The organism is Inquilinus sp. YAF38 (assembly GCF_052113205.1).
Classification (GTDB): domain Bacteria; phylum Pseudomonadota; class Alphaproteobacteria; order DSM-16000; family Inquilinaceae; genus Inquilinus.
This window is the reverse complement of sequence record NZ_JBFRCU010000109.1, coordinates 1-22,147: the sequence shown is the minus strand read 5'-3', so window position 1 is coordinate 22,147 and position 22,147 is coordinate 1. Positions and strand designations below refer to the sequence as shown.

22 protein-coding genes are annotated in these 22,147 nt (G+C 69.6%); 9 read left to right on the top strand and 13 right to left on the bottom strand.

The features are described 5' to 3' along the window. From AB4Z01_RS31900 to AB4Z01_RS31890, 3 genes are all read right to left on the bottom strand, one after another. The coding region (locus tag AB4Z01_RS31900) for a helix-turn-helix domain-containing protein (RefSeq protein WP_441700320.1) at nucleotides 1–636 on the bottom strand (636 nt) is incomplete at its 3' end. A gap of 156 nt (nucleotides 637–792) precedes the next feature. After that, entirely contained in the window at nucleotides 793–3,075 is a 2,283-nt protein-coding gene (gene ptsP / locus AB4Z01_RS31895) for a phosphoenolpyruvate--protein phosphotransferase (RefSeq protein ID WP_441700319.1), read from the bottom strand. Between the two features lie 13 nt (nucleotides 3,076–3,088). Further along, nucleotides 3,089–4,309: an aspartate kinase gene (locus tag AB4Z01_RS31890; RefSeq protein ID WP_429225040.1), complete on the bottom strand. Its 1,221-nt coding sequence runs from the start codon at nucleotides 4,307–4,309 to the stop codon at nucleotides 3,089–3,091. 160 nt (nucleotides 4,310–4,469) lie between these two features. On the opposite strand from AB4Z01_RS31890, the gene ubiG reads away from it, so the two are divergent. The 4 genes from ubiG (at nucleotide 4,470) to AB4Z01_RS31870 (ending at nucleotide 8,306) form a co-directional block, all read left to right on the top strand. Further along, nucleotides 4,470–5,216, top strand: a complete 747-nt coding sequence (ubiG, locus tag AB4Z01_RS31885; RefSeq protein ID WP_441700318.1) for a bifunctional 2-polyprenyl-6-hydroxyphenol methylase/3-demethylubiquinol 3-O-methyltransferase UbiG — start codon at nucleotides 4,470–4,472, stop codon at nucleotides 5,214–5,216. Beyond that, nucleotides 5,213–6,100, top strand: a complete 888-nt coding sequence (locus AB4Z01_RS31880) for an NAD-dependent epimerase/dehydratase family protein (RefSeq protein WP_441700317.1) — start codon at nucleotides 5,213–5,215, stop codon at nucleotides 6,098–6,100. Before ubiG ends, AB4Z01_RS31880 begins: the two co-directional genes overlap by 4 nt. A 119-nt stretch (nucleotides 6,101–6,219) precedes the next feature. Then, nucleotides 6,220–7,362, top strand: coding sequence for a glycosyltransferase family 4 protein (locus tag AB4Z01_RS31875; protein WP_441700316.1), 1,143 nt, complete (start codon nucleotides 6,220–6,222; stop codon nucleotides 7,360–7,362). Continuing rightward, nucleotides 7,350–8,306, top strand: a complete 957-nt coding sequence (locus tag AB4Z01_RS31870; RefSeq protein WP_441700315.1) for an NAD-dependent epimerase/dehydratase family protein — start codon at nucleotides 7,350–7,352, stop codon at nucleotides 8,304–8,306. Before AB4Z01_RS31875 ends, AB4Z01_RS31870 begins: the two co-directional genes overlap by 13 nt. Before the next feature lie 251 nt (nucleotides 8,307–8,557). Here AB4Z01_RS31870 and AB4Z01_RS31865 read toward each other — a convergent pair whose 3' ends face one another. The 3 genes from AB4Z01_RS31865 to AB4Z01_RS31855 all read right to left on the bottom strand — a co-directional run bounded on the left by AB4Z01_RS31865 (nucleotide 8,558) and on the right by AB4Z01_RS31855 (nucleotide 11,545). Beyond that, on the bottom strand, nucleotides 8,558–9,514 hold the full coding sequence (locus AB4Z01_RS31865; RefSeq protein ID WP_441700314.1) for a Wzz/FepE/Etk N-terminal domain-containing protein: 957 nt from the start codon (nucleotides 9,512–9,514) through the stop codon (nucleotides 8,558–8,560). Next, nucleotides 9,511–10,893: a hypothetical protein gene (locus AB4Z01_RS31860; protein WP_441700313.1), complete on the bottom strand. Its 1,383-nt coding sequence runs from the start codon at nucleotides 10,891–10,893 to the stop codon at nucleotides 9,511–9,513. Before AB4Z01_RS31860 ends, AB4Z01_RS31865 begins: the two co-directional genes overlap by 4 nt. 217 nt (nucleotides 10,894–11,110) lie before the next feature. Further along, complete coding sequence (locus AB4Z01_RS31855; RefSeq protein ID WP_441700312.1) at nucleotides 11,111–11,545, bottom strand: DUF1178 family protein; 435 nt, start codon at nucleotides 11,543–11,545, stop codon at nucleotides 11,111–11,113. A 76-nt stretch (nucleotides 11,546–11,621) separates the two neighbouring features. Between AB4Z01_RS31855 and AB4Z01_RS31850 the strand changes: the two genes are divergently transcribed. The 5 genes from AB4Z01_RS31850 (at nucleotide 11,622) to AB4Z01_RS31830 (ending at nucleotide 15,388) form a co-directional block, all read left to right on the top strand. Further along, nucleotides 11,622–12,194 carry a class I SAM-dependent methyltransferase gene (locus tag AB4Z01_RS31850; RefSeq protein ID WP_441700311.1) on the top strand — a complete coding sequence of 191 codons (573 nt, stop codon included), beginning with the start codon at nucleotides 11,622–11,624 and terminating at the stop codon, nucleotides 12,192–12,194. 63 nt (nucleotides 12,195–12,257) lie between these two features. Continuing rightward, nucleotides 12,258–13,262, top strand: a complete 1,005-nt coding sequence (locus AB4Z01_RS31845) for a Gfo/Idh/MocA family protein (protein WP_441700310.1) — start codon at nucleotides 12,258–12,260, stop codon at nucleotides 13,260–13,262. Then, entirely contained in the window at nucleotides 13,259–13,948 is a 690-nt protein-coding gene (locus AB4Z01_RS31840; RefSeq protein WP_441700309.1) for a gamma-glutamylcyclotransferase, read from the top strand. The genes AB4Z01_RS31845 and AB4Z01_RS31840 overlap by 4 nt, the downstream gene beginning before the upstream one ends. A 50-nt stretch (nucleotides 13,949–13,998) precedes the next feature. After that, a complete protein-coding gene (locus AB4Z01_RS31835; protein ID WP_441700308.1) occupies nucleotides 13,999–14,559 on the top strand; it encodes a methyltransferase family protein in 561 nt (186 codons plus the stop codon). Between the two features lie 112 nt (nucleotides 14,560–14,671). Next, complete coding sequence (locus tag AB4Z01_RS31830) at nucleotides 14,672–15,388, top strand: hypothetical protein (RefSeq protein ID WP_441700307.1); 717 nt, start codon at nucleotides 14,672–14,674, stop codon at nucleotides 15,386–15,388. Between the two features lie 66 nt (nucleotides 15,389–15,454). On the opposite strand, the gene AB4Z01_RS31825 is transcribed toward AB4Z01_RS31830, so the two are convergent. The 7 genes from AB4Z01_RS31825 to AB4Z01_RS31795 form a co-directional block, all read right to left on the bottom strand. Next, nucleotides 15,455–17,332, bottom strand: a complete 1,878-nt coding sequence (locus tag AB4Z01_RS31825) for an ABC transporter ATP-binding protein (RefSeq protein ID WP_441700306.1) — start codon at nucleotides 17,330–17,332, stop codon at nucleotides 15,455–15,457. Nucleotides 17,333–17,470: 138 nt separating this feature from the next. Beyond that, on the bottom strand, nucleotides 17,471–18,145 hold the full coding sequence (locus AB4Z01_RS31820; protein WP_441700305.1) for a DUF2278 family protein: 675 nt from the start codon (nucleotides 18,143–18,145) through the stop codon (nucleotides 17,471–17,473). 9 nt (nucleotides 18,146–18,154) lie between these two features. Further along, nucleotides 18,155–18,409: a hypothetical protein gene (locus AB4Z01_RS31815; protein WP_441700304.1), complete on the bottom strand. Its 255-nt coding sequence runs from the start codon at nucleotides 18,407–18,409 to the stop codon at nucleotides 18,155–18,157. A gap of 19 nt (nucleotides 18,410–18,428) precedes the next feature. Next, nucleotides 18,429–18,698: a glutaredoxin 3 gene (grxC, locus tag AB4Z01_RS31810; protein ID WP_441700303.1), complete on the bottom strand. Its 270-nt coding sequence runs from the start codon at nucleotides 18,696–18,698 to the stop codon at nucleotides 18,429–18,431. 96 nt (nucleotides 18,699–18,794) lie between these two features. Next, nucleotides 18,795–19,559 (bottom strand): double zinc ribbon domain-containing protein, encoded by a 765-nt coding sequence (locus AB4Z01_RS31805; protein ID WP_441700302.1) that lies wholly within the window; start codon nucleotides 19,557–19,559, stop codon nucleotides 18,795–18,797. An 8-nt stretch (nucleotides 19,560–19,567) separates the two neighbouring features. After that, the gene (ggt, locus tag AB4Z01_RS31800) at nucleotides 19,568–21,181 is read right to left on the bottom strand and encodes a gamma-glutamyltransferase (RefSeq protein ID WP_441700301.1); all 1,614 of its coding nucleotides are present in this window, start codon (nucleotides 21,179–21,181) and stop codon (nucleotides 19,568–19,570) included. Nucleotides 21,182–21,529: 348 nt separating this feature from the next. After that, nucleotides 21,530–22,147 (bottom strand): SDR family NAD(P)-dependent oxidoreductase (locus tag AB4Z01_RS31795; protein WP_441700300.1); only part of this gene is annotated, 618 nt, incomplete at its 5' end.

Sequence of the window (22,147 nt, the reverse complement as noted above, 5' to 3'; positions counted from 1 at the left end):
GGGGCCGGGTTCGGCCGCGGGGGCGGCCGCCTGCAGGCTGGGACCGCTGTTCGGGGCGGCCGGCTGCACCACCGGGCCGGGATTCGGCTCGGTCGCGGTGCCGCCGTCGAGCAGCGCCGCGAAGCGCGACGGCAGGGCCGCGATCTCGGCCGCCACGTCGCGGTTGGCTGAGGACAGGTAGTACCAGCCGGCATAGGCCAAGCCGCCGATCAGCACCGCGATCATCAGGATCGCGCCGCCGGGGATGCGGCTGCCTTCCGGCACCGGCGCCGGGAACACCAGGTCGGGCTTCTTCTCGACCGCGGTGGATTCGCGCTTGAAGCGCGCCACCACCTGATCGCCGTCGAATCCGAGGAACTCGGCATAGGTGCGGACGAAGCCGATGGCGTAGACCGGACCGGGCAGGTCCTGGTGCCGCCCGTCCTCGATCGCCTGCAGCAGCCCGTGCCGGATGCGCAGCGCCGCGGCCACGTCGTACAGGCTGTAGCCGGCGATCTCGCGCGCCTGGGCGAGGATCTGGCCGACCGGTGCGTTCATGTCGATCACGTGATCCACCGCCCCGGCATCGACAGGGTTGTCTGGGGAGTCCGCGGCCTCATGCACCACGGCGAGATGTTTCCGATTGCTCTGGGCCATCTTGTTCGAGCCGCTTTGTGCTGAGCGAATTGTTACAGATGAAAGCCGGCACGTCGCCCTGTCATGATGTCGAGGCCCACTCCCCCACGACCGAGGCGACAATCTTTATTAAGACGATTCCGGCGGCACAGCAAAACGAATCCGAGACTCGCCGCACTATATTGCAACGTCATGGTCGAGGGCGTAGGCGCGGATGGCGGGGCGTAGCGAACCGCGAGCATTGGCGCGGACCTGGGACAACCAGCGCGAGAAATGGCCGAGATCCAGGCTGCGGACCATAGTCCTGACCGCACCGATCGACGTCGCCGGCATCGACAGGGTGCGGAATCCCAGGCCAAGCAGGGTCATGGCCTCGATCGGCCGCGACGCCATCTCGCCGCACAGGCTGATCCGCCGCCCGGCGGCATTGCAGCGCCCCGCCACCTCGGCCAAGGCGGCGATCAGCCCCGGCGACAGCGTGTCGAAGCGCTGCGCGACCCGGGTGTTGGTGCGGTCGGCAGCGTAAAGATACTGCATCAGGTCGTTGGAGCCGACGGAGACGAAATCGGCCGCGCGCAGCACCTGGTCGAGCTGCCACAGCAGCGACGGCACCTCGAGCATCACCCCGACGGTGATCTCGTCCGACACCGGCTTGCCCTGGGCCGTGGCGCGCGCCACCTCGCGGTCGAACAGCGCCCGGGCGGCGTCCAGCTCGGTCACCTCGGCCACCATCGGGAACATCACCCCGAAGGGACGCCCGGCGGCGCCCTGGATCAGGGCGCGGAGCTGCTGGCGCAGCATCGCCGGCCGGTCGAGGCCGATGCGGATGGCGCGCCAGCCAAGCGCCGGGTTGTCCTCGTCGATCTCGGCGAAATAGGGCAGCCGCTTGTCGCCGCCGACATCGAGGGTGCGGAACACCACCGGCCGGCCCTCGGCCAGGTCGATCACCCGGGCGTAGAGGTCGGTCTGGGTGGCGACGCTGGGATACTCCGACCGCACCATGAACGGGATCTCGGTGCGGTACAGGCCGATGCCGTCGGCGCCGACCGCGTCGAGATGCGGCATGTCGGAGAGCAGGCCGGCGTTCAGCATCAGCGACACGGCGGTGCCGTCGCGCGTCACCGCCGGCAGCCGCGCCTCCTCGGCATAGACCTTGCGCTGCCCGGCCTGGACCTGGATCGCCTTGGTGATGGTCTCGATCACGTCCTCGGACGGGCGGACGAAGACGTTGCCGTGGTCGCCGTCGACCACGATCGGATCCAGCGGCTCGATCAGCCGCATCGCCTCGACGCAGCGGCCGACCACCGGGATGTCCAGGGCGCGGGCGATGATGGCGACATGGCTGGTCGCCGACCCCTCCTCCAGCACCAGGCCGCGCAGCTTCCGCCGGTCGTAGTCGAGCAGCTCGGCCGGGCCGATGGCGCGGGCGATCAGCACCATGTCGTCCGGCAGGGTGCCAAGCGCCGCGGCCGAGCTGTGGCCGGCCAGGTGCAGTAGCAGGCGGTTGGCGAGGTCGTCGAAATCGACCAGGCGCTCGCGCAGATAGGGGTCGGTGACCCGGGCCATGCGCGCCGCCATGTCGTTCTGCACGCGCTGCACCGCCGCCTCGGCCGACAGGCCGGTGTCGATCGCCTCGTGGATCCGGCTGAGCCAGCCGCGATCCTCGGCGAACATGCGGTAGGTCTCGAGAATCTCGCCGCCCTCGCCGATGCCGACGGCACGGTGGTCGGCCACCAGGTCGTCGATCGAGCGGTGCATGTGCTCGACCGCCTGGCGAAAGCGCTCCAGCTCCACCACCGGGTCGTCGGCGACCATCTGGCGCACGGTGATCTGGGTCCGGTGCAGCACCGCCAGGCCCTGGGCCAGCCCGCCGCTGAGGGCGACACCGTGCAGCCGGGCCGGCAGCGACACCGCGGTCGGGCTGGCCACCTCGCCCGGCCGCGCGATCTCGCCGCCGACGATCAGCTCGGCCACCACCATGGCGATGGTCTCGAGGGTCTCGACCTCGTCCTCGGAATAGTTGCGCTTCATCTGGTTCTGGATGACCAGCACACCGCGCACCTTACCGCCGCGCAGGATCGGCACGCCCATCAGCGATTCGTAGGGGTCTTCGCCGGTCTCCGGACGGTAGGCGAATTTCGGATGGGTCGGCGCGTTGGCGATGGCCAGCGGCCGCGCCGTCGCCGCGATCTCGCCGACCAGGCCCTCGCCCACCCGAAGGCGGGTGCGGTGCACCGCGTCGGGGTTGAGGCCGATGGTGGCGAACAGCTCCAGCACGTCGCCCGGGCGGGAGACATAGCAGGAGCAGACTTCGGCCACCACCTCGGCGGCGATCAGCTTGACGATCTTGTCGAGTCGCGACTGCGCCGTCCCCGACCCCGCCATGACGTCGCGCAGGCGGGCGAGGAGGCGGCGCGACGGCCCGATGCCCGGGGCGGGCCCGCCCGCCGGCCGGGTCATCAGGCCCGCTCCATCAGGCCTTGTCCAGGCCGTAGGCGGTGTGCAGGGCCCGGACCGCCAGCTCGGTGTACTGCTCGGCCACCAGCACGCTGATCTTGATCTCCGAGGTCGAGATCACCTGGATGTTGATGCCGTTCTCGGCCAGCGCCTTGAACATGCGCTGGGCGACGCCGGCATGGCTGCGCATGCCGACGCCGATCACCGAGATTTTGACCACGTTCTCGTCCGGGATCAGGTGGCTGTAGCCCAGCGTGTCCTTGTGCTGGGACAGCACCTTGACCGCGCGCTCCAGATCCGCCTTGCCGACGGTGAAGGTCAGGTCCGTCGCCTGGCCGTCCTCGGAGATGTTCTGGACGATCATGTCGACATTGATGTTGGCATCGGTCAGCGGTCCGAAGATCGCCGCCGCCACGCCGGGCCGGTCCGGCACACGGACGACGGTGATCTTCGCCTCGTCCCGGCTGTACGCGATCCCGCTGACGACCTCTTTCTCCACGATCTCGTCCTCGTCCACCACCAGGGTTCCCGGTACATCCTCGAAGCTGGACAGCACCTGGACCCGGACGCGATGGTTCATCGCCATCTCGACCGAGCGGGTCTGCAGCACCTTGGCGCCGAGCGATGCCATCTCCAGCATCTCTTCATACGTGATCTTATCGAGCTTGCGCGCCTTGCGCACGATCCGCGGATCGCAGGTGTAGACGCCGTCGACATCGGTGTAGATGTCGCAGCGGTCCGCCTTCAGCGCGGCGGCCAGCGCCACCGCCGAGGTATCGGAGCCGCCGCGGCCCAGCGTGGTGATGCGGCCGGCATCGGAGACGCCCTGGAAGCCGGCGATCACCGGCACCTCGCCGCGCGCCAGCGACTCTTCGAGCAGCCGGGCGTCGATGTCGAGGATGCGGGCCTTGGCGTGCGAGCCGTCGGTGTGCACTGCCACCTGCCAGCCCTGGAACGACCGCGCCGGCAGGCCGATCTCCTGCAGCGCGAGGGCCAGCAGGCCGGAGGTGACCTGCTCGCCCGAGGCCACGACCGCATCGTATTCCCGCGGATCATGCAGCGGCGAGATGTCGTTGCAGTGCTTCACCAGCTGGTTGGTGACGCCGGACATCGCCGACACCACGACCGAGACCTGGTTGCCGCGCGCGACCTCCGCCTGCACCCGACGGGCGACGTTCTTGATCCGCTCGACATCGGCGACCGACGTGCCGCCAAACTTCTGAACAATGCGCGCCATCGGCCGCCGCGGGTTTGAAGTGACAGGGGCGCCGCGGGCCGGAATGCCGGCATTGCGGCCGCGAGGCCCGCTACCCATACTGCGTCGCCGAGACCGACGCAACGTCCCCTGTGCGGCGCCGCTGCCGGGATGCAAGGTTTAAAGACGAGGACCCTTCTTCATGGCGCAAAGCCCGGCGGCGACGATCGATTCCGCCGAGATCGCCCGCTTCGAATCGATGGCGGCGGACTGGTGGGACCCGGACGGCAAGTTCCGCCCGCTGCACCGCATGAACCCGCTGCGCATCGGCTATATCCGCGACCGGATCTGCGCCCGCCTTGGTCGCGACCCGCTGGCGCCGAAGCCGCTGGCCGGCCTCAGGACCCTCGACATCGGCTGCGGCGGCGGCCTGCTGTCCGAGCCGATGGCCCGGCTCGGCGCCACGGTCACCGGGGTCGATGCCGGGGCGGAGGCGATCGGCGTCGCCCGCGCCCATGCCGCCGAATCCGGCCTCGACATCGACTATCGCTGCAGCAGCGCCGAGGATCTCGCGGCGTCCGGCGCCCGCTTCGACGCGGTGCTGGCGCTGGAGATCGTCGAGCATGTCGCCGATGTCGACGCTTTCTGCCAGGCCCTGGCGACGCTGCTGCGACCGGGCGGGACGCTGGTGATGTCGACCCTGAACCGCACCCGCCGCAGCTGGGCCGTCGCCATCCTGGGCGCCGAGCACCTGCTGCGGATCATCCCGCGCGGCACCCATGAGTGGCGCAAGTTCCTGAAGCCGCACGAGCTGGCCGCGGCGCTGCGCCGGGCCGGGCTGGAGGTCGGCGACATCGCCGGCATGGTGCCCGATCCGCGCGGCGGCTGGCGGCTGGCGCCGCACCATCTGGCGGTGAACTACATCCTGACGGCTGCCAAGCCGGGATGATCGTCGTCACGGGCAGCGCCGGCTATCTCGGCTCCCGCATCGTCACCTCGCTGCTATGCGGCGGGCCGGTGGCGGGGATCGACCGGGCCGAGGCGCCGACGGTGACCCATCGCGCCGACATCCTGGATGGCGTGACCCTGCGCCGCGCCTTCCGCGGCGCCCGTGCCGTGATCCACACGGCCGGGCTGAACGGCGGCCCGGCCGGGCCGGGCTTGACCGGAGAGATCCGGCGAATCAATGTCGGCGGCACCGAGGCGGTGGTCGCCGCGGCGCGCGACGCCGGGGTGCGGCGGCTGGTGCTGACCAGCACCACCGCCCTGTACGGCGGCGCGATCCGCGATGCCGGCACCGCGGTCTGGGTGACCGAGACGCTGCCGGCGGCGCCGGAGACGCCCTATGAGGCGAGCAAGCGCGACGCCGAGGCCCTGGTCCTGGCCGCTGCCGGGTCGTTCCCCGACGGCTGCCTGATCCTGCGCTGCGGCCGGTTCTTCCCGGCGCCGGCGAATGAGATTGTGAACGACCGGCTGTACCACGGCGTCGACCCACGCGACGTCGCGGCGGCGCACATCCTGGCGGCAGAACGGCCTGGCGGCGACACCGCGGTGCTGAACATCGCCGCCGCCAGCCCGTTCACGCCGGAGGATTGCGGCCAGCTGCGCCGGGACCCGCTGTCGGCGCTGCGTCGGCACCACCCGTTCGTCGAAGGTGCCTACCGGCAGCTCGGCTGGCGGCTGCCGGCCACGATCGACCGGGTCTATGCCATCGACGCGGCGCGACGGACGATCGGCTATACCCCACAGCATAACTTCCGCGAGGCCCTGGCCGAGCAGCTGTGGCTCGACGCCTGGCCGCGCCGGTCCGAAGCCGAGCCGAACGGAGGCTGATGCCACCTCTGCCGTGGATTTTGTTGTTGCCGCCAGTCCACCCTGTGCTATCTAATTCTTGTTTATGAGTTCAAAAAATTAGCACATGCTATATTGTGCGCCTTCGCTGGTGGGCAGGGATGGATATCGGGATTTTCACCGAATTGTATCCTCCGAGCATTGGCGGGCAGGAAATTCGCTTTGCCGAACTCGCGCAAGTTTTTCGGGAGCGTGGCCACAATGTCTCGGTATATTGTATCGCGCATCGGCGAGATCTGCTGAAACGGGAAACTCTGGGCGGCATTGATGTCCATCGTTTTCCCGTGGATGAGCACTATCGCCGGCCACAATCCCGTGTATTGCCTCGAAATCCGGTCACCATACTGAAATATGCGACCTGGGTGCGAAGCGTTCTCAAGACGCGCAGCTTCGACCTCAGCCTGTTCAACCAATGGCCCCTGGCCCATATCGCCTTCGCGCCGCGCAGCGCCCGGAAGCGCGCCATCGTCGATTGGTGCGAGGTGCGCGATGCCCGCTTCTACCGTTTCATGCAGTGGATGCTGCCGCGCCTGAGCGGGCAGAACATGGGCGTCGGCCCGGCGGTGTGCAACCACATCGGCGCCGTCTCCGGCCGGCCGGTGTTCTACCTGCCGAGCGGCATCCGCCGGGCCGCCTATCGCAGCCTGCCGGCGGCGGAGCGCCGCGACATCCTGTATCTCGGCCGCATCAACACGCACAAGAACCTGACCTTCCTGATCGACGCCTTCGCCCGGCTGAAGACGGCCGGCCATAACCAGGTCGGGCCGCTGGGCGGCGACGCGCTGGTGATCGCCGGGGACGGTCCCGACATGCCGGCGCTGCGCGCTCATGCGGCCGCCTCGCCGGCCGCAGGGCAGATCCGGATTCTGGGCGCGGTCAGCGAGCAGCAGAAGATCGACCTGCTGAGCGGGGCCAGGCTGCTGGCGATCCCGAGCCGGCGCGAGGGCTTTCCGCGAATCGTCGCCGAGGCCATGGCCAGCGGCCTGCCGACGGTGACCGCGCGCTTCCCGGGGAACGGCACCAGCGACGTCGTCGACCATTACGGCTGCGGCATCGTCACCGAGCCGGAGACCGAGGCTTTCATCGGCGGGCTGATCAGCGCCGCGGATCGATGGGAAGAACTGTCCCGGCGCGGGCTGGATCGCGCCGACGAGCTGGATTGGCAGGCGCTCGCGGAACAGATCGAGGCCCGGACCGTGGCCGGAATTTCAAAGGTGAAGGTCCAGGATTCATGCGCATTCTGATCACGGGTGCGGCCGGGTTCATCGGCAGCCAGATCACCCGGCGCCTGGCGCGCGACGGCCACGAGATCCTGGCCATCGACAATCTGTCCTTCGGCCGCGAAAGCTCGCTGCCCGGGGAGGTGGTGCTCAAGCGCCTCGATCTCGGCACCTGCAGCAGCGCCGAGCTCATGGCGGTGGCCGAGGAGTTCCAGCCGGACGGCGCCATCCATTTCGCCGCGATCCATTTCATCCCCTATTGCATGAGCCATCCGGACGAGACCTTCGCCACCAATGTCCGCGGCACCGAGCTGGTGCTGCGCGCGCTCGAGCGCACCCCGGCGCGCAAGGTCGTCTTCGCCTCGACCATGGACGTCTACGCCGCGGTCGACCGGGTCCATCGCGAGACCGACCAGCCCGCCCCGGTCAACGCCTATGGCCTGTCGAAGCTGCTGGGCGAAGACCTGCTGGCTTACGCCACCCGCACCAACGACCGGCTGTCCGGCGTGGCCCTGCGCTTCGCCAATGCCTTCGGCCCGGGCGAGACCAACCCGCATCTGATCCCCGACGCCCTGGCGCGCATGCGCGACCGGTCGGAGCCGGAGATCCGCATGGGCTATCTCGGCGCCACCCGCGACTTCATCCATGTCTCGGACATCGCCGAGGCCGCCGCCGCCGCGCTGTTCCAGGACACCGGCCGATTCGAGGTGTTCAACGTCGCCTCGTCGGTGCCGACGCCGGTGCGCGACGTGGTCGAGATCATCCGGCACCTGGTCGGCGACGCGCGGCCGGTGGTCGAGGACAAGAAGCAGTTCCGCAAGTTCGACCGCCCATCGCTCTCCGCCGACACCGGCAAGATCCGCTCGGCGCTGGGCTGGACCCCGAAATGGTCGCTGGAGGAGGGCTTGCGCGACCTGGTGCAGCGGACCCTCGGAACCGAGCTCCGCCCCATCAGCCAGACTGCCTAGTCGTGACGGTCCGGTGCCGGCCTCTACCGCAGGCGAGGCCTTTTCAGAATCCCTCAATCCATCATCCCTGCAAAAGCAGGGATCTCGTCACGCCGTCCGGATAGAGATTCCCGCTTTCGCGAGAATGACGACAAAGCGATGGATTGCTGTTCTGAAAAGATCTCGCAGGCGAGATCTTTCCGGAAATCCCAACACCGTCATTGCGAGCGCAGCGAAGCAATCCAGGGCCGTCTGGCTGGCGATGAACTACCTCAGACCCGGCGCCTGCGGTCGAGGCGATAGGCGAAGAAGGTGCCGAGCACAAGGCCGAGCAGCGCGGCCACGGCAAGGATGCGGGCCTTCTTCGGCGAGGTCGGCTCGGACAGGATCTCCGGCGGCTCCAGCGCCTCGGCGGCGAAGGGCAGGTTCGGCTGGATCAGCATCAGGATCTTCTCCTGGTCCAAGATCAGGCCGATCAGGGTCTGCCGATAGTCGTTGACGGTGACGTTCTGCAGCCGCCGCTGCAGGTATTCGAGCTTGCTCTGGGTCTGCTGATAAATCGCCTGCTTGATCCGATCGTCGCTGTACTGGTGCAGATAGCCCAGGGTCTGGCGCGCCACCTCGGCGTCGTCGGCGTCGAGCGACAGGGTGGTGATCGGCGAATCCCGGTCCTGTTCCTGGGTGAGATTCTTGCGCAGGAACTCGGCGACCGCCTGGGCGCTGGTGTCGACATCGGTGTCGAGGCCGAAATAGGCCTTGACCGGAGTCAGGAACGAATCGGCCTCCCAGAACTTCTTCTGGTCGTTCCAGCGCAGATTCATCAGGCTCTCAATCAGCCCGGCATGCTCCTTCAGCGCCGACGCCGTGTTCACCGAGGTGAGCTGCTTGGAGAAGCGGTCGAAATAGGTGATCTGCTCGTTGCCGGTCAGGCTGGTGAGGGAATTGGCGATCACCGAGGAGCCGGCGTTGCGCAGCAGATCGGACAACTGCTGCGACGCCTCGGTCGGCATGATGACGAGCCGCGAGGTGTAGCGCTTCGGCGCCATCACGACCCAGGCCACGCCGAGGCCGATCATCACCACCGTGATGAACGCGACCAGCCATTTACGGCGCCAGGCCGAACCGATCAACTCCTGGGCGATGGTTTCGGTCGGGCGCTGGCGGTCGGGCGCTATGTCGGCGGCGCTGGGCACGGGGCTGAGGCGATGATGCTCGCTGGCGAGGGTCATGCCGCGCTCGCATCCAGTTGCCGACGCGCCTCGACGGTCCGGAGCAGCGTCATGAATCCATCGACCACGATCGCGACGTTCTCCTCGGTCATGCTGCCAGGGTCGTGGACCGGATCCCCGACCCGGCCCGGGAAGGACTGGGCGTAGAGCCAACTCAGGAAGACGGCCGGCTCGGCCCGGCCGTCGCGGTCGTCGCGTTGCAGCAGCCGCTCGAAACCGGCACGGGTCAGCGCCGACAGGTCGATCGTGCCGGGCGACATCACCGGGGCAAAGTACATCGGCGCGAAGGTCCCGGCCTTGAGGCCGAGCAGGCCGGCCTCGAGGCAGACCGTGCCCGAGGGCGACAGCACCAGCTTCGCCGCCTCCATCAGCCGGAACGTGTCGGCATGGGGATCGACCAGGCGGACGCCCGGGATCCGCCGCAACTCGTCATAGTAGCGCGGCGGGCGGAAGCCGAGCGCGTTCGAGTGCTCCTTGACGTAGATCTCCCAGCCATGCGGGATCACCCGCGACAGGGCCCGGACATTCTCGATCTGGTTGGCCTTGCGGTGGACGACGACGTCGATCGACGCCTCCGGCTGCATGTGCATCGTCACCAGCACGAAGGGGCGCGTGCCCGGGATGCCGTCGCGCTCGAACGGCTTCTGCCAGCGGACCCGGTAGGTGTTGACGATCCGGCTGAAGCGCCAGCGCGAGCGATGTGCCAGGGTCGGCAGGGTCTCGTCGCCGTCCGTCGCCTTGGAGAAGGTCTGCACCATGGATTCGCCGAGCCAGTGGCTGCGGAAGAACCGGATCTTGTTGTTGATGTGAAAATAGTAGGGCCGATAGGTGCGGCCGCGCAGCGCCTCGAGGATGGCGTCGGCGGCCTCGCGGTCCGACCGGTCCGGCTTGCGGACCTCATAGATCCCGGTCTGGCTGTGGTCGGTGAAGAAGCCGAAGCGGTCGGACGGCACGCGCACGGTGGCCGGGACGAAATAGCCCCGCCCCTGGACCTTGCACAGCAGCCTGGTGGCCAGCTCGAACGCCCAGGTCTGCTCGCCGAACGCGGCCCGGATGTCGTGGGCCTGCAGGAAGCGCGAGATTTCCCGGGCGGCCACGGCCAGATAGGCCTTGCCATAGGGCCGCTTGCACAGCTCCCGGTCCATCAGGACGACTTCGTTGGCGGCCAGACCGCCGGTCTCGAGCTCGGTCAGCCCGGGATCGTCCTGGTCCGGCGTCGGCGCCGTGCGCCATTCATCCTTGAAATCGGCGAGGCAGAGAATCCGGTCGCGGCGCCAGCCCTTCTGGATCAGCGCGTCCGCCCATCGCCGGCTGGCCGCGATCCAGAAGACCCCGACCCCCTTCCGCTCGAGGCCGCGCCCGATCCTTTCGAAGAACATCGTCCGGTAATTGTTAGACAAAAGACATATATTCATAAGCCCGCGCCATAGGATCAGGGGCACGCCGTGGAGACTCGACGGCATGAACCGACGGCCCCAGCATACACCCCACTAACCCGTAAGGAGAGGTGGTGACAAGGCGCGACGCACGGAACGCGAGAAGAAATCACCGTTCCAGCCAAATGATGGTGATGGCGGGCTGCCCGGCCGGCGCCGATCAGGAATCGGTGCGCGACACCCAGGGAATGCGGGCGACGCCGATGCCTTCTTCCTCGAGCTCGCGCGCCTCGGCCTCGGTCGCCTCGCCGTAGATGTCGCGGTGCCCGGTTTCTTCATGGTGGATCTTGCGCGCTTCTTCGGCGAAGCGGTCGCCGACATACTCGCAGTTTTCCTCGATCCGGCGGCGCAGGCTTTCCAGCTCGCGGCGGGCCTCGGCCATGGTGGTGTGGGTCCGGTGCCCGTCTTCCGGCAAGCGCTTAGCCGCCGACCGCTTGGCGATCGCCGGCGCCATCAGCGCCTTCTCGACCGAGCCGCTGCCGCAGATCGGGCAGTTGACCTCGCCCGCCGCGACCTGCGTGTCATAGGTGTCGCTGTTGCGGAACCAGGCCTCGAAGCCGTGGCCGCCCTCACATCGCAATTCGTACAGGATCATCGCATTCCATGCTCCGCTTTTGTCATACGATGGTCCGTCACGGGCCGCAAAGAAAATGACGCCTCAGATCCCGCCGATGCCGCATATCCCCCCTGTGTCCGCCTGGGTCGCGCGCTTCGCGCCGCTGGTGCCGAAGACCGCTCCGGTGCTCGACCTCGCCTGCGGCAGCGGCCGGCACCTGCGGCATTTCCGGGCCCACGGCCATGCCGTGACCGGCGTCGACATCGACCTGCAAGGCGTGGCGGATCTGGCCGGCGCCGAGGGGGTCGAGATCGTGCAGGCCGACATCGAGGCCGGGCCCTGGCCCTTCGCCGGGCGCCGCTTCGCCGGCATCGTCGTCGCCAACTACCTGCACCGGCCGCTGCTGCCGGCGATCGTCGAGACGCTGGCCGCGGGTGGGGTGCTGATCTACGAGACCTTCGCCCAGGGCAACCAGCGCTTCGGCCGCCCGTCCACCCCCGCCTATCTGCTGAAGGCGGGAGAGCTGCTGGAGGCCGTGGCCGGACGGCTGCAGGTGGTGGCCTATGAGCATGGCGAGGTCGCCTCTCCCCGCGCCGCGGTGGTGCAGCGGCTGTGCGCCGTCGCCGACCGGACGCCGGTGCCGGCGTTGGCCGGGTCGCCCGAACCGCATCCCCTGCCCGCGCCCTGAACGCTCCTCATCATCTGGCGGAGCGGCTACGATCGCCGGAATTTGCAGTCGAAGGAGACAGGCGTGGCCGAAGGAACGATCGTCTGGGGCGTGCTGGGCGCCGCCAAGATCAACGACAAGGTCGTCCCGCCGATGGCCACGGCCCGGCACTGCCGGGTCAAGGCGATCGCCTCGCGCTCGGCCGAGAAATCCGCGGCTGCGGCAGCGAAATACGGGCTGCCGGTGGCCTATGACAGCTACGAGGCGCTGCTGGCCGACCCGGAGATCGACGCGGTCTACATCCCGCTGCCGAACCACCTGCACGTCGAGTGGACCATCAAGGCCGCCGAGGCCGGCAAGCATGTGTTGTGCGAGAAGCCGATCGGGCTGAACGCCGAGGAGGCGCGGCGGCTGATCGCGGCGCGCGACAAGACCGGCCGGCGCATTCAGGAAGCCTTCATGGTGCGCACCCACCCGCAATGGCTGAAGGTGCGGGAGCTGGTGCAGGAGGGCGCGATCGGCGAGCTGCGGGCCGTCACGGGCGCCTTCACCTACCGCAACATCGACCCCAACAACATCCGCAACAAGGCCGATATCGGCGGCGGCGGTCTCTTGGACATCGGCTGCTATCCGATCACCACCTCGCGCTTCGTCACCGGGCGGGAGCCGCGCCGGGTGGTGTCGCTGCTGGACCGCGACCCGGTGTTCAAGGTCGACCGGCTGGGCAGCGTGCTGCTGGACTATGACGGGATCCAGGCCAGCTTCGTCTATTCGACCCAGATCCCCGGCTACCAGCGCATGCAGTTCCTGGGCACCAAGGGGCGGATCGAGGTGGAGATCCCGTTCAACGCCCCGGGCGACCGGCCCTGCCGCCTTTTCCTGGACGACGGGTCCAGCCTGTTCGGCGACGGCATCAAGCCGATCGAGGTCCCGGCCTGCGACCAGTACGGCGTCGCCGCCGCGGCCTTCGCCGAGGCGATCCTGACGGGCGGCGAGCAGCCGGTGCCGCTGGAGAACACGCTGGCCAACATGCAGGTCATCGACGCGGTCTTCCGCTCTGCCCACACCGGCCGGTGGGAGACGCCGTGAGCGAAGTGCCGACGGTCGCCGAGCCGACCGCCATCACCCGCGAATCGCTGAAGGACGGCGTGCTGCAGCGCATGATCGCGGCCGCCGACCCGGCGGCGGAGATCCTGTCCTTCGAGGCGCTGGCCGAATCGCGCCGGGCGATCCTGGCGACCGAGCAGGCCGCCGGCGGCGATGTCTGGGTGTTCGCCTATGGCTCGCTGATCTGGAACCCGGCCTTCCACTTCGTCGAGCGGCGCACCGGGATGATCCATGGCTGGCACCGCCGCTTCTGCCTGTGGACGGAGCTCGGCCGCGGCACGCCGGATCGGCCGGGGCTGGTGCTGGGCCTGGACCGCGGCGGCACCTGCCGCGGCCTGGTGTTCCGCATCGCCGCCGCGGCGGTGGAGGAGGAGCTGGACCTGATATGGCGGCGCGAGATGGTGACCGCGTCCTACACCCCGCGCTGGGTCACCACGGCGACGCCCGAAGGCCCGGTGCGGGCGATCGCCTTCACCATCGACCGCACCCAACCGCGCTATGCCGGCCGGCTGAGCGAGGAGGAGACGGCGCAGGTGCTGGCCCGGGCCTGCGGCCAACTTGGCAGCTGCGAGGAGTATTTCCGCTCGACCCTCGACCATCTGGTCGCGCTCGGCATCCGCGACCACGGGCTGGAGGCGCTGCGGCGCCGGATCGCAGCCCTGGGCTGAGCAGACCGATCTAGAATGACCGCCGGGAGGGGATGAACGCGGAGATTTCCATGGCGTTCGTCATCAATGGCCTGTGGGGAGCCTGGCTCGTCTATTGGTATGTCGCCGCGGTCGGCACCAAGCCGGTGCGACGCCGCGAATCGGTCGCGTCCCGCGTGTCGCACATCCTGCCGCTGGTCCTGGCGGTAGCGCTGCTCATCCGGCCAGGAATGGCCGGACCCGCGCTGGCAGCACCGATTGTTTCATACCGACCCAGCTTCCCCGTCATCAGCGCCGTGCTGATCGCGGCCGGCCTCGGCTTCGCCGTCTGGGCCCGGATGCACCTGGCCGGCAACTGGAGCGGCACGGTGACGTTGAAGCAGGACCACGAGCTGGTCCGCAGCGGCCCCTACGCCCTGGTGCGCCACCCGATCTACACCGGCGTCCTGCTGGCCATGATCGGCACCGTCGTCGCCAATGACCGCTGGAGCGCCGTGCTGGCCCTGGCGCTGATGGCCGCCGCCTTCCTGCGCAAGATCGTGATCGAGGAGCGCTTCATGGCTGAAGCCTTCGGCCCGGCCTATGCCGACTACAGCCGAAGCACCGCCCGGCTGGTGCCGTATCTGTGGTGATGATTGTTCCGGCTGAATTCCCGGCTTCCGGGAATTTGTCTCGGCTCTCGATCGTCCTGGGATGTGAGACGGATGGCTCAGGCCACCCGCACCCACCACCCTGGAGATCCCCGTGCGCCATTTCTCTCGCGCGACGCTTCCCTTCGCCGTGGCCGTCGGTCTGCTCTACGCGTCCGGTGCGACGGCGGCGACGTGGACCATGGCCGGCCCGTCGGACACGAACCCGATGCTGATCACCGTCAAAGACGGGAATGGCGGCGGGCACGGCGGCGGGAATGGTGGGGGGAACGGCGGCAGCAATGGGGGCGGGAACAGCGGCGGCGGGAATGCCGGCGGCAAGAGCGATGCCGGCGACACCCGCGGCAAGAGCGCCGACCGAGGCTCGGTCGACCGGGCATCGGGTGCGCCGGCCGACAGCAGTCTCGACGACGACACCGATGTCGCCGTGAGCCGCCCGGGGCGGGCGCGGCAGCTCGATGACGGAACATTCCGGAATCACGGTGCCCGGGTTTCCACCTCGGTCGCACTGTCCAAGGAGTTGGGTTACGGCGCGCGGGTCGGCGCCATGCAGGGCAATTTCGGCACGCCGCAGGAAACCGGCATCCGGGCCCTGGAGGAACACATCGCGGCGCTGGAAGCGGACCCGACCACCGATCCGCGCGTCATCGACGCCCTGGAGGCCGAGCTGGCCGAACGGACCGCGGCGGTGAAGCCCGGCACCGGCCCGTCCGGGGGCTGGGAGTCGACCAATCTGGATGTCGACGGCGACGGCGTGGTCGACGAGCACGACCTTTCCCTCGCCCGGCAGGGCTTCCGCCCGTTCGACTGAACCCGGCGGCGAGCTCGATCCGCAGCGGATCGGGGCGCGACGGCATCGTCGCGCCCCGATGTCGTTCTAGAAGCTGGCCTGCACCCGATAGAGCCCGGCATAGACGCCGCCGGTGGCCAGCAGCTGCTCATGCGTGCCCTGCTCGGCGATGCCCTGGTCGGTCAGAACCAGGATCCGGTCGGCGTGGCGCACCGTCGACAGCCGATGGGCGATCACCAGCGTCGTACGGTCCCGCGCCAGGTCCAGCAGCGCCTCCTGCACCGCCCGCTCGCTCTCGTTGTCGAGCGCGCTGGTGGCCTCGTCGAAGATCAGCACTGCCGGGTCCTTCAGGAAGGCCCGGGCGATGGTCAGGCGCTGCTTCTGGCCGCCGGACAGCTTGACGCCGCGCTGGCCGACATCGGTGTCGTAGCCGTCCGGCAGCGCCATGATGAAATCATGCGCATTGGCCGCCCGGGCCGCCGCGACGATCTCCTCCTCGGTCGCGTCCGGCCGGCCGTAGCGCAGGTTCTCCGCGACGGTCCCGGCGAACAGATAGATGTCCTGCTGCACCACCCCGACGGCGCGCCGCAGCGACGCCAGGGTGACGTCGCGGATATCGGTGCCGTCGATCAGGATCTGGCCCTCCGTCGCCTCGTAGAAGCGCGGGATCAGGGCGCAGAGCGTGCTCTTGCCGCCGCCCGAGGCGCCGACCAGGGCAACGAACTCGCCGGGCCGGATGTCGACCGACAGGTCGCGGAACACCAGCGGCCGGTCGTCCTCGTAGCGGAAGCCGACGTCCCGGAAGCTGATCGCGCCGCGCGGCCGCGCCAGATCGACCGCGCCGGGCCGGTCGCGGATGTCCGGCTCGACCTCCAGGATCTCCATCATCCGGGTGAAGCCGGTGTAGCCCTCCTGCCAGAGCCGGGCGAAGTTCGCCARCCGCTTCACCGGGTCGACCAGCGCCGCGACGCAGAGCAGGAAGGTCAGCATGTCGGCGACGGCGAGCTGGCCCTCGGCGACCCGGACCGCGCCGGCGACGATGATGATCACGGTGATCAGCTGCGGAAACGTCTCCGTCCCCATCGAGAAGAAGGCTTCGCTGCGGTAGCCGGCGCGGCGGCTGTCCAGGAAGGCTGCGTTCTGCGCCTCGAAACGACGGGTCTCCACCGCCTCGTTGGCGAAGGACTGCACCACCCGGATGCCGGCGAGCGAATCCTCCACCCGCTCATTGACCGCGGCGATCCGCTCGCGGCTGAGCAGCAGCGCCCGGTTCATGCGGCGGTTGAAGTGCAGCGCATAGGCGACCGCGAAGGGCAGCACCGCCAGAATCATCAGGGCCAGCGGCAGGTCGAGCCAGGCCAGGATGGCGATCGCCCCGGCGAATTTCAGCACCGCGATCGCCAAGTCCTCGGGCCCGTGATGGTAGAGCTCGCCCAGCGAGAACAGGTCGTTGGTGATCCGGCTCATCAGCTGGCCGGTGCGCTGGCGGTCGTAGAAGCCGAAGGACAGCTTCTGCAGGTGCTCGAACAGCTCGCGGCGCAGGGCGCTTTCCATCTTCGCGCCCATGACGTGGCCCTGGTAGTCGACAAACAGGTTGCTGAGCGCCTGCAGCAGCACCACGGCAAGCATGGCCGCGCCGAGGACGTAGACCTCCCCGAGCGCCCCGGGGGCGTTCCCGGTCAGCCGCGAGGTGACGATGTTGGCGCCGAGCGGCAGGATCAGCGCCGTAGCGGAGACGACGACGGCACAGAACAGGTCGGCCGCCAGCAGCGGGAGGTGCGGCCGGTAGGCGGACAGGAACTTGCGCAGCCGCGCCAGGGCGACGGCACGCGGAACTTCGCGTGAGGTCGAGGCGGGTTGGATTTGGGAAACGTCGACCGCGGCAGCCGGGCTGCGCGGCGGGAAAGCGAGGCGGCTAGGTGCGGCGTCTCGAGGCGCCGGCGACCTCCGAATTCGGGACAACATGAAGCGTCATGTCCTTGCGAGGGGTGGGAACTCCTTTCTGCTGGGACATGAACGTCGTCATCTTGCTCTCCTTGGATCGGTCGGCGGCGCACCATACGGCAGCCGCGGCCATCAGGCAACCCGGCGGGCCACCGGGCGTCAGGCCTGCATCCGGCGGCGCCGGGCCTGCTCCGGCTGGCGGGGGTGGCCGGTGGCGTCGTCGGTCTGCCAGGACTGGGACTGGAACTTCAGGAACAGCGCCGCCCAGCGCCCCTGCGGGAAGGCGATCAGCAGGGCGCCGTCCTGGCCGATGGCATTGTCGCCACGGAACCGCTCTTCCGGGCTGCCTTGGTTCATGTGGATGTTGTGCATGCCGCGCGACGGGGCGAAGCCGAAGCCGTGATCGGCCACCGGGTCCGGCCCGAACGGCTCGCCGAAGGCGTAGAGCATGGCGTCCGGCTCATGGATTGCCCGGGCGACGATGCGGTCGATCTTCTCGTTCAGGTCATTGTCCGGCCCCGGCCGCGTGGCCGGCAGCGGCCGCATGTGGGAGCGGTCAAACAGCCCGTCGCGGACATAGTCCAGCCCCTGCCCCTTGGGGATCGCGGTCAGGCCCGGCGCCAGCGCCGCCAGCCGGACGGTCAGCGGATGGTCGAAATCGGCGTCGAGCACATATTCCACCGCCGACGGCCAGGCCGAGCCCTGGACGTTGACCGCCACCCGATGGTCGCGGCCGCCGGCATCGACGCGGATGTGGTAGTGGGTCGACCCCTCGGCGGCGAGGCGGCGGTCGGTCGGGCGCCCCTTCAGCACCGCGTAGCGCTCGAGCGCCATGCTCCCGCGCTATTCCCCGGCCGCGCGCAGCGGCGGGCCGGACGGGGCGACGCGGCGATCGTGGCGCAGAGCCGGCACGGCGTCGCGCGCCTCCGCCACCCGCGCCAAGTCGATGTCCACCATGAGGCCGGTGTTCTCGGGCGTGGCGATTCGCGTCGCCCCGGCGTCGCGGGCCCGCCGGATCAGCGCCCCCGCGTCCCGCAGATTCGGCTCGATCTCGGTGCCGATATTGAGCTGAACGCAGGCGGCGGTGAAGCGGGTCATCCTTCGCCTCGAAGCCAGATCAGGCCGGCGCGGATTCGGCCAGCAGCGGGTCGAGCCTCCCGGCACGCTCCAGCGCCTGGAGGTCGTCATTGCCGCCGACATGGGTGGCGCCGATGAAGATCTGCGGCACGGTGTTGCGGCCGTTGGCGCGCTGCCGCATCTCCTCCCGCCGCGACGGCTCGGCCACCACATCGATCTCCTCGAAGCCGACGCCCTTCTGGGTCAGCAGCTTCTTGGCCATGTAGCAGTAGGGGCAGAACGGGCTGGAATAGACGGTGACGAGTGGCATGCGGATCCTCCGAAGAGTCCTTCGAATATGAGGTCATTCACCTGACGATGCCAGGGGTCTGCGTCCAGCGAATGGCGCCCATGACCTGGGCGCACCTCAGCTTCCAGGCAGCGGCACCCGGGCCAGGGTGACGACATCGACGCCGGCCGCCCCCTTGCGCCGCAACGCCCGGGCGCATTCGTCGATGGTGGCGCCGGTGGTCAGCACGTCGTCGACCAGCAGGACACGCCTTCCCTCGACCAGCCCCTCGCGGCCGGGGCGCACGGCGAAAGCGCCGGCGACGTTGCGGCGACGCGCCCGGCGGTCCTGCCCGCCCTGGCTGGGCGTCGGCCGGCGCCGCACCAGAAGATCGGGCGCCACCGGCCGGCCGGCTTCGCGGCCGAGCGCGAGCGCCAGCAGCGCCGCCTGGTTGTAGCGCCGGCGCAACAGGCGCCAGCGGTGCAGCGGCACCGGCGCGATCACGTCGGCCTCGGCCAGGAACGGCGCCGCCGCCCGCTGCAGCATGCGGCCGAAGGCCGGCGCCGCATGGGTCTGATCGCCATGCTTGAAGGCCAGGACCAGCTTGCGGCTGAGATCATCGTAAAGGAAGGCGGCGCGGGCCCGGTCCCACAGCGGCGGAAAGGCGAGGCAGTTGCCGCAGACAGGGTCGTCACCCGCCCCTTCCGCCGCCCCATGGTCGAAGGGCAGGCCGCAGCGCCGGCATTGCGGCGGACCGAGGAACGCCAGTTGCCCCCAGCAGGCGGCGCACAGCGCCCCCGGCGCCACGATCTCGGCGCCGCAGGACAGGCAGCGCTGCGGCAGCACGGCATCGAGCAGGGCGGTGCCGGCGCGGCCGAGCCAAAGGGTGAATGCCGCACGCATCAAGCCGCCTACCGGCCGATGGCGACGCCCCCGCGCCGCGGATCGGAGCCGCCGACCAGCCCGTCCGGGCCGATCTGGATGCCCTGCAGCCCGCTGGGCTGCTCCATCACCACCACGTCGTGGCCGCGCGCCGCCAGGCCGTCCTTCAGCCCCTCGGCAGCCGTACCCGCCTCAAGCTCGGTCCGGCCGTTGAGGTTGACGACATGGCCCAGATCGATCGCCTGCTGCACGTCCAGCCCCCAATCCAGCACGCCGATGATAGCCTGGGCGACATAGGGGATGATACGGGCGCCGCCGGGCGACCCTATCACCAGCACCGGCCGGCCGGTGCGGTCCAGCACGATGGTCGGGGCCATCGAGCTGCGCGGCCGCTTGCCGGGCTCGACCCGGTTCGCCACCGAGTGGCCGCCAGCATAAGGCACGAAGGAGAAGTCGGCCAGCCCGTTGTTGAGCAGGAACCCGCGCACCATCAGATGCGAGCCGAAGGCGCCTTCGATCGAGCTGGTCAGCGACACGACGCTGCCATCGGCGTCGACGATCGAGACATGGCTGGTGTTGGACGGCTCGGCCGCGGAATTGACGCTGCGCTCCTGTCCCGCGCGCCGCGGCGGGTTGCCTGGCGGCACCGGCACGGGCGCCGCCCGGTCGGCCAGGATCATCCGTGCCCGCGCAGTCGTGTAGCCGCTGTCGATCAGGCTCGTTGTCGGGACCAGGATGAAATCCGGATCGGCGACATAGCGGTCGCGATCGGCCATGGCCAGCTTGCCGGCCTCGGCGAACAGGTGCCAGGCATCGCCCGCGCCGGGGTCGATCGTGGACATCTTCACGTGCTCGAGCATGCCGAGGATCTGGCCGATCCCGATGCCGCCGGCGCTCGGCGGCCCCACGCCGCAGACCCGCCAGCCGCGGTATGGGACGCAGACGGGCTGGCGTTCGACCACCCGGTAGACCTCCAGGTCGATCGGCGCCAGCCGGCCGGCATTGCCGGACGCGCCCTGGGCCGCGGCGACGATGTCGGCGCCGATCGGGCCGAGATAGAAGGGCGAGTCGCCGTTGCTCAGGATGAAGCGCAGGGTGTCGGCGAAGGCCGGGTTGCGCAGTGTCTGGCCGGCTTGCAGCGCCTGGCCGCCGGGGAAGAAATAGTCGCGCGCCCGGGGATCCCGCTTCAGCCGCTCCGCCGTGTCACCGGTCAGTTGGCCGGCCAACTGGGGCGACACGGTAAAGCCCTTCTCGGCCAAGTCGATCGCCGGCCGGAACAGCCGGGTCAGCGGCAGCCTGCCCCAGCGCTTGTGTGCCTCGAGCAGCAGCCGCAGCGTGCCCGGGGCCCCGACCGCGCGGCCACCGGCGGTCGCGGCGGCAAACGACATCGGCTGGCCGTCCGAGCCGAGGAACATGCTGCCATCGGCATCCCGCGGCGCCGTCTCCAGCCCGTCGAGCGAGGTCAGCCGGCCCGACCGCCCGTCGAAATGCAGCAGCAGCGCCCCGCCGCCGATGCCGCCTGACTGCGGCTCGACCAGGTTCAGCACCAGCTGCACCGCGATCATGGCGTCGACCGCGGTGCCGTTCTCCGCCAGCACGTCGTAGCCGGCCTGGGCCGCCACCGGATCGCCGGCCGCCACCATGAACCGCTTGGCGCGGGTGGCAGGTTGGGCAGGGTGGGCCGCCGCAACCTGGCTCCCGAGGACAGGAGCCGCTCCGGCAGTCGGGGACGGGTCCGATCGAGTGGCGGGTTCGGTTGGGACGGTCGCGACCTGAGTCGCGGAGTTGAGGTCCGCGCCTGCGGAGGGTGACGGGTCCGACCAGAGCGCGTCGAAGACCACGAACAGCAGGCCGGCGCCGAGCGCGCCGCACAGAAGCAAGGCCCACCAGCCGGTCCGCCGCATCCTCTCCCTCGCAAATCACGTCAAATATGCATAAGAGAGTATTCCACGACTGCGGGCGGTTCCCAATCCCCCGTCTGGGGTGGCCGGTCAGGTCAGGCTGAGGCCGCCATCCAGCATCACGATCTCGCCGGTCACATAGTCCGAGCGGATCAGGCCGAAAACCACTTCGGCCACATCCTCCGGCTGCGCCGGGCGTTGCATCGGAGCCGTGGTGGCCCAGAGCCGCTGCGCCTCGGTCCAGGCCGCGGTCATCGGCGTGTCGACCAGGCCGGGAGCGACGGCGTTGACCCGGATCGCCGGCGCCAGCGACTTGGCCAGCAGGCGGGTGACGTGGTGCAGCGCCGCCTTGGAGGCGGCATAGGGCACCGAGGCGCCGCGCGGCCGGGCCCCGGCATGGGAGCCGATATTGACCACCGCCGCCGGCCGACCGCGCGCCGCCGCCGACCGCCGCAGCGCGTCCTCGGCCTCGGCCACCAGCAGCCAGGGCGCGATGACATTGACCTGGTGCAGCCGGCGCCAGAGCTCGGGTGTCGCCCCTTTGAGATCGGAGTGCGGCACCGTGGCGGTGATGCCGGCACTGTTGACCAGCGCGTCGATCCGGCCGTGCCGCGCCAGCGCCGCCCGGACCAGGGCCGGCGGCCCGTCATCGGTGGCCAGGTCGGCGGCGGTGTAGCCGGCGCCGCCGCCGAGCGCCGCCGCCAGCGC

Excerpts from the sequence above, each read along its gene's own strand:
- ptsP (WP_441700319.1), bottom strand. The coding sequence starts at position 3,075 with ATGACCCGGCCGGCGGGCGGGCCCGCCCCGGGCATCGGGCCGTCGCGC.
- AB4Z01_RS31890 (WP_429225040.1), bottom strand. The coding sequence starts at position 4,309 with ATGGCGCGCATTGTTCAGAAGTTTGGCGGCACGTCGGTCGCCGATGTC.
- ubiG (WP_441700318.1), top strand. The coding sequence starts at position 4,470 with ATGGCGCAAAGCCCGGCGGCGACGATCGATTCCGCCGAGATCGCCCGC.
- AB4Z01_RS31880 (WP_441700317.1), top strand. The coding sequence starts at position 5,213 with ATGATCGTCGTCACGGGCAGCGCCGGCTATCTCGGCTCCCGCATCGTC.
- AB4Z01_RS31875 (WP_441700316.1), top strand. The coding sequence starts at position 6,220 with ATGGATATCGGGATTTTCACCGAATTGTATCCTCCGAGCATTGGCGGG.
- AB4Z01_RS31870 (WP_441700315.1), top strand. The coding sequence starts at position 7,350 with ATGCGCATTCTGATCACGGGTGCGGCCGGGTTCATCGGCAGCCAGATC.
- AB4Z01_RS31865 (WP_441700314.1), bottom strand. The coding sequence starts at position 9,514 with ATGACCCTCGCCAGCGAGCATCATCGCCTCAGCCCCGTGCCCAGCGCC.
- AB4Z01_RS31860 (WP_441700313.1), bottom strand. The coding sequence starts at position 10,893 with ATGTTCTTCGAAAGGATCGGGCGCGGCCTCGAGCGGAAGGGGGTCGGG.
- AB4Z01_RS31855 (WP_441700312.1), bottom strand. The coding sequence starts at position 11,545 with ATGATCCTGTACGAATTGCGATGTGAGGGCGGCCACGGCTTCGAGGCC.
- AB4Z01_RS31850 (WP_441700311.1), top strand. The coding sequence starts at position 11,622 with ATGCCGCATATCCCCCCTGTGTCCGCCTGGGTCGCGCGCTTCGCGCCG.
- AB4Z01_RS31835 (WP_441700308.1), top strand. The coding sequence starts at position 13,999 with ATGGCGTTCGTCATCAATGGCCTGTGGGGAGCCTGGCTCGTCTATTGG.
- AB4Z01_RS31820 (WP_441700305.1), bottom strand. The coding sequence starts at position 18,145 with ATGGCGCTCGAGCGCTACGCGGTGCTGAAGGGGCGCCCGACCGACCGC.
- AB4Z01_RS31815 (WP_441700304.1), bottom strand. The coding sequence starts at position 18,409 with ATGACCCGCTTCACCGCCGCCTGCGTTCAGCTCAATATCGGCACCGAG.
- grxC (WP_441700303.1), bottom strand. The coding sequence starts at position 18,698 with ATGCCACTCGTCACCGTCTATTCCAGCCCGTTCTGCCCCTACTGCTAC.
- AB4Z01_RS31805 (WP_441700302.1), bottom strand. The coding sequence starts at position 19,559 with ATGCGTGCGGCATTCACCCTTTGGCTCGGCCGCGCCGGCACCGCCCTG.
- ggt (WP_441700301.1), bottom strand. The coding sequence starts at position 21,181 with ATGGTGGCGGCCGGCGATCCGGTGGCGGCCCAGGCCGGCTACGACGTG.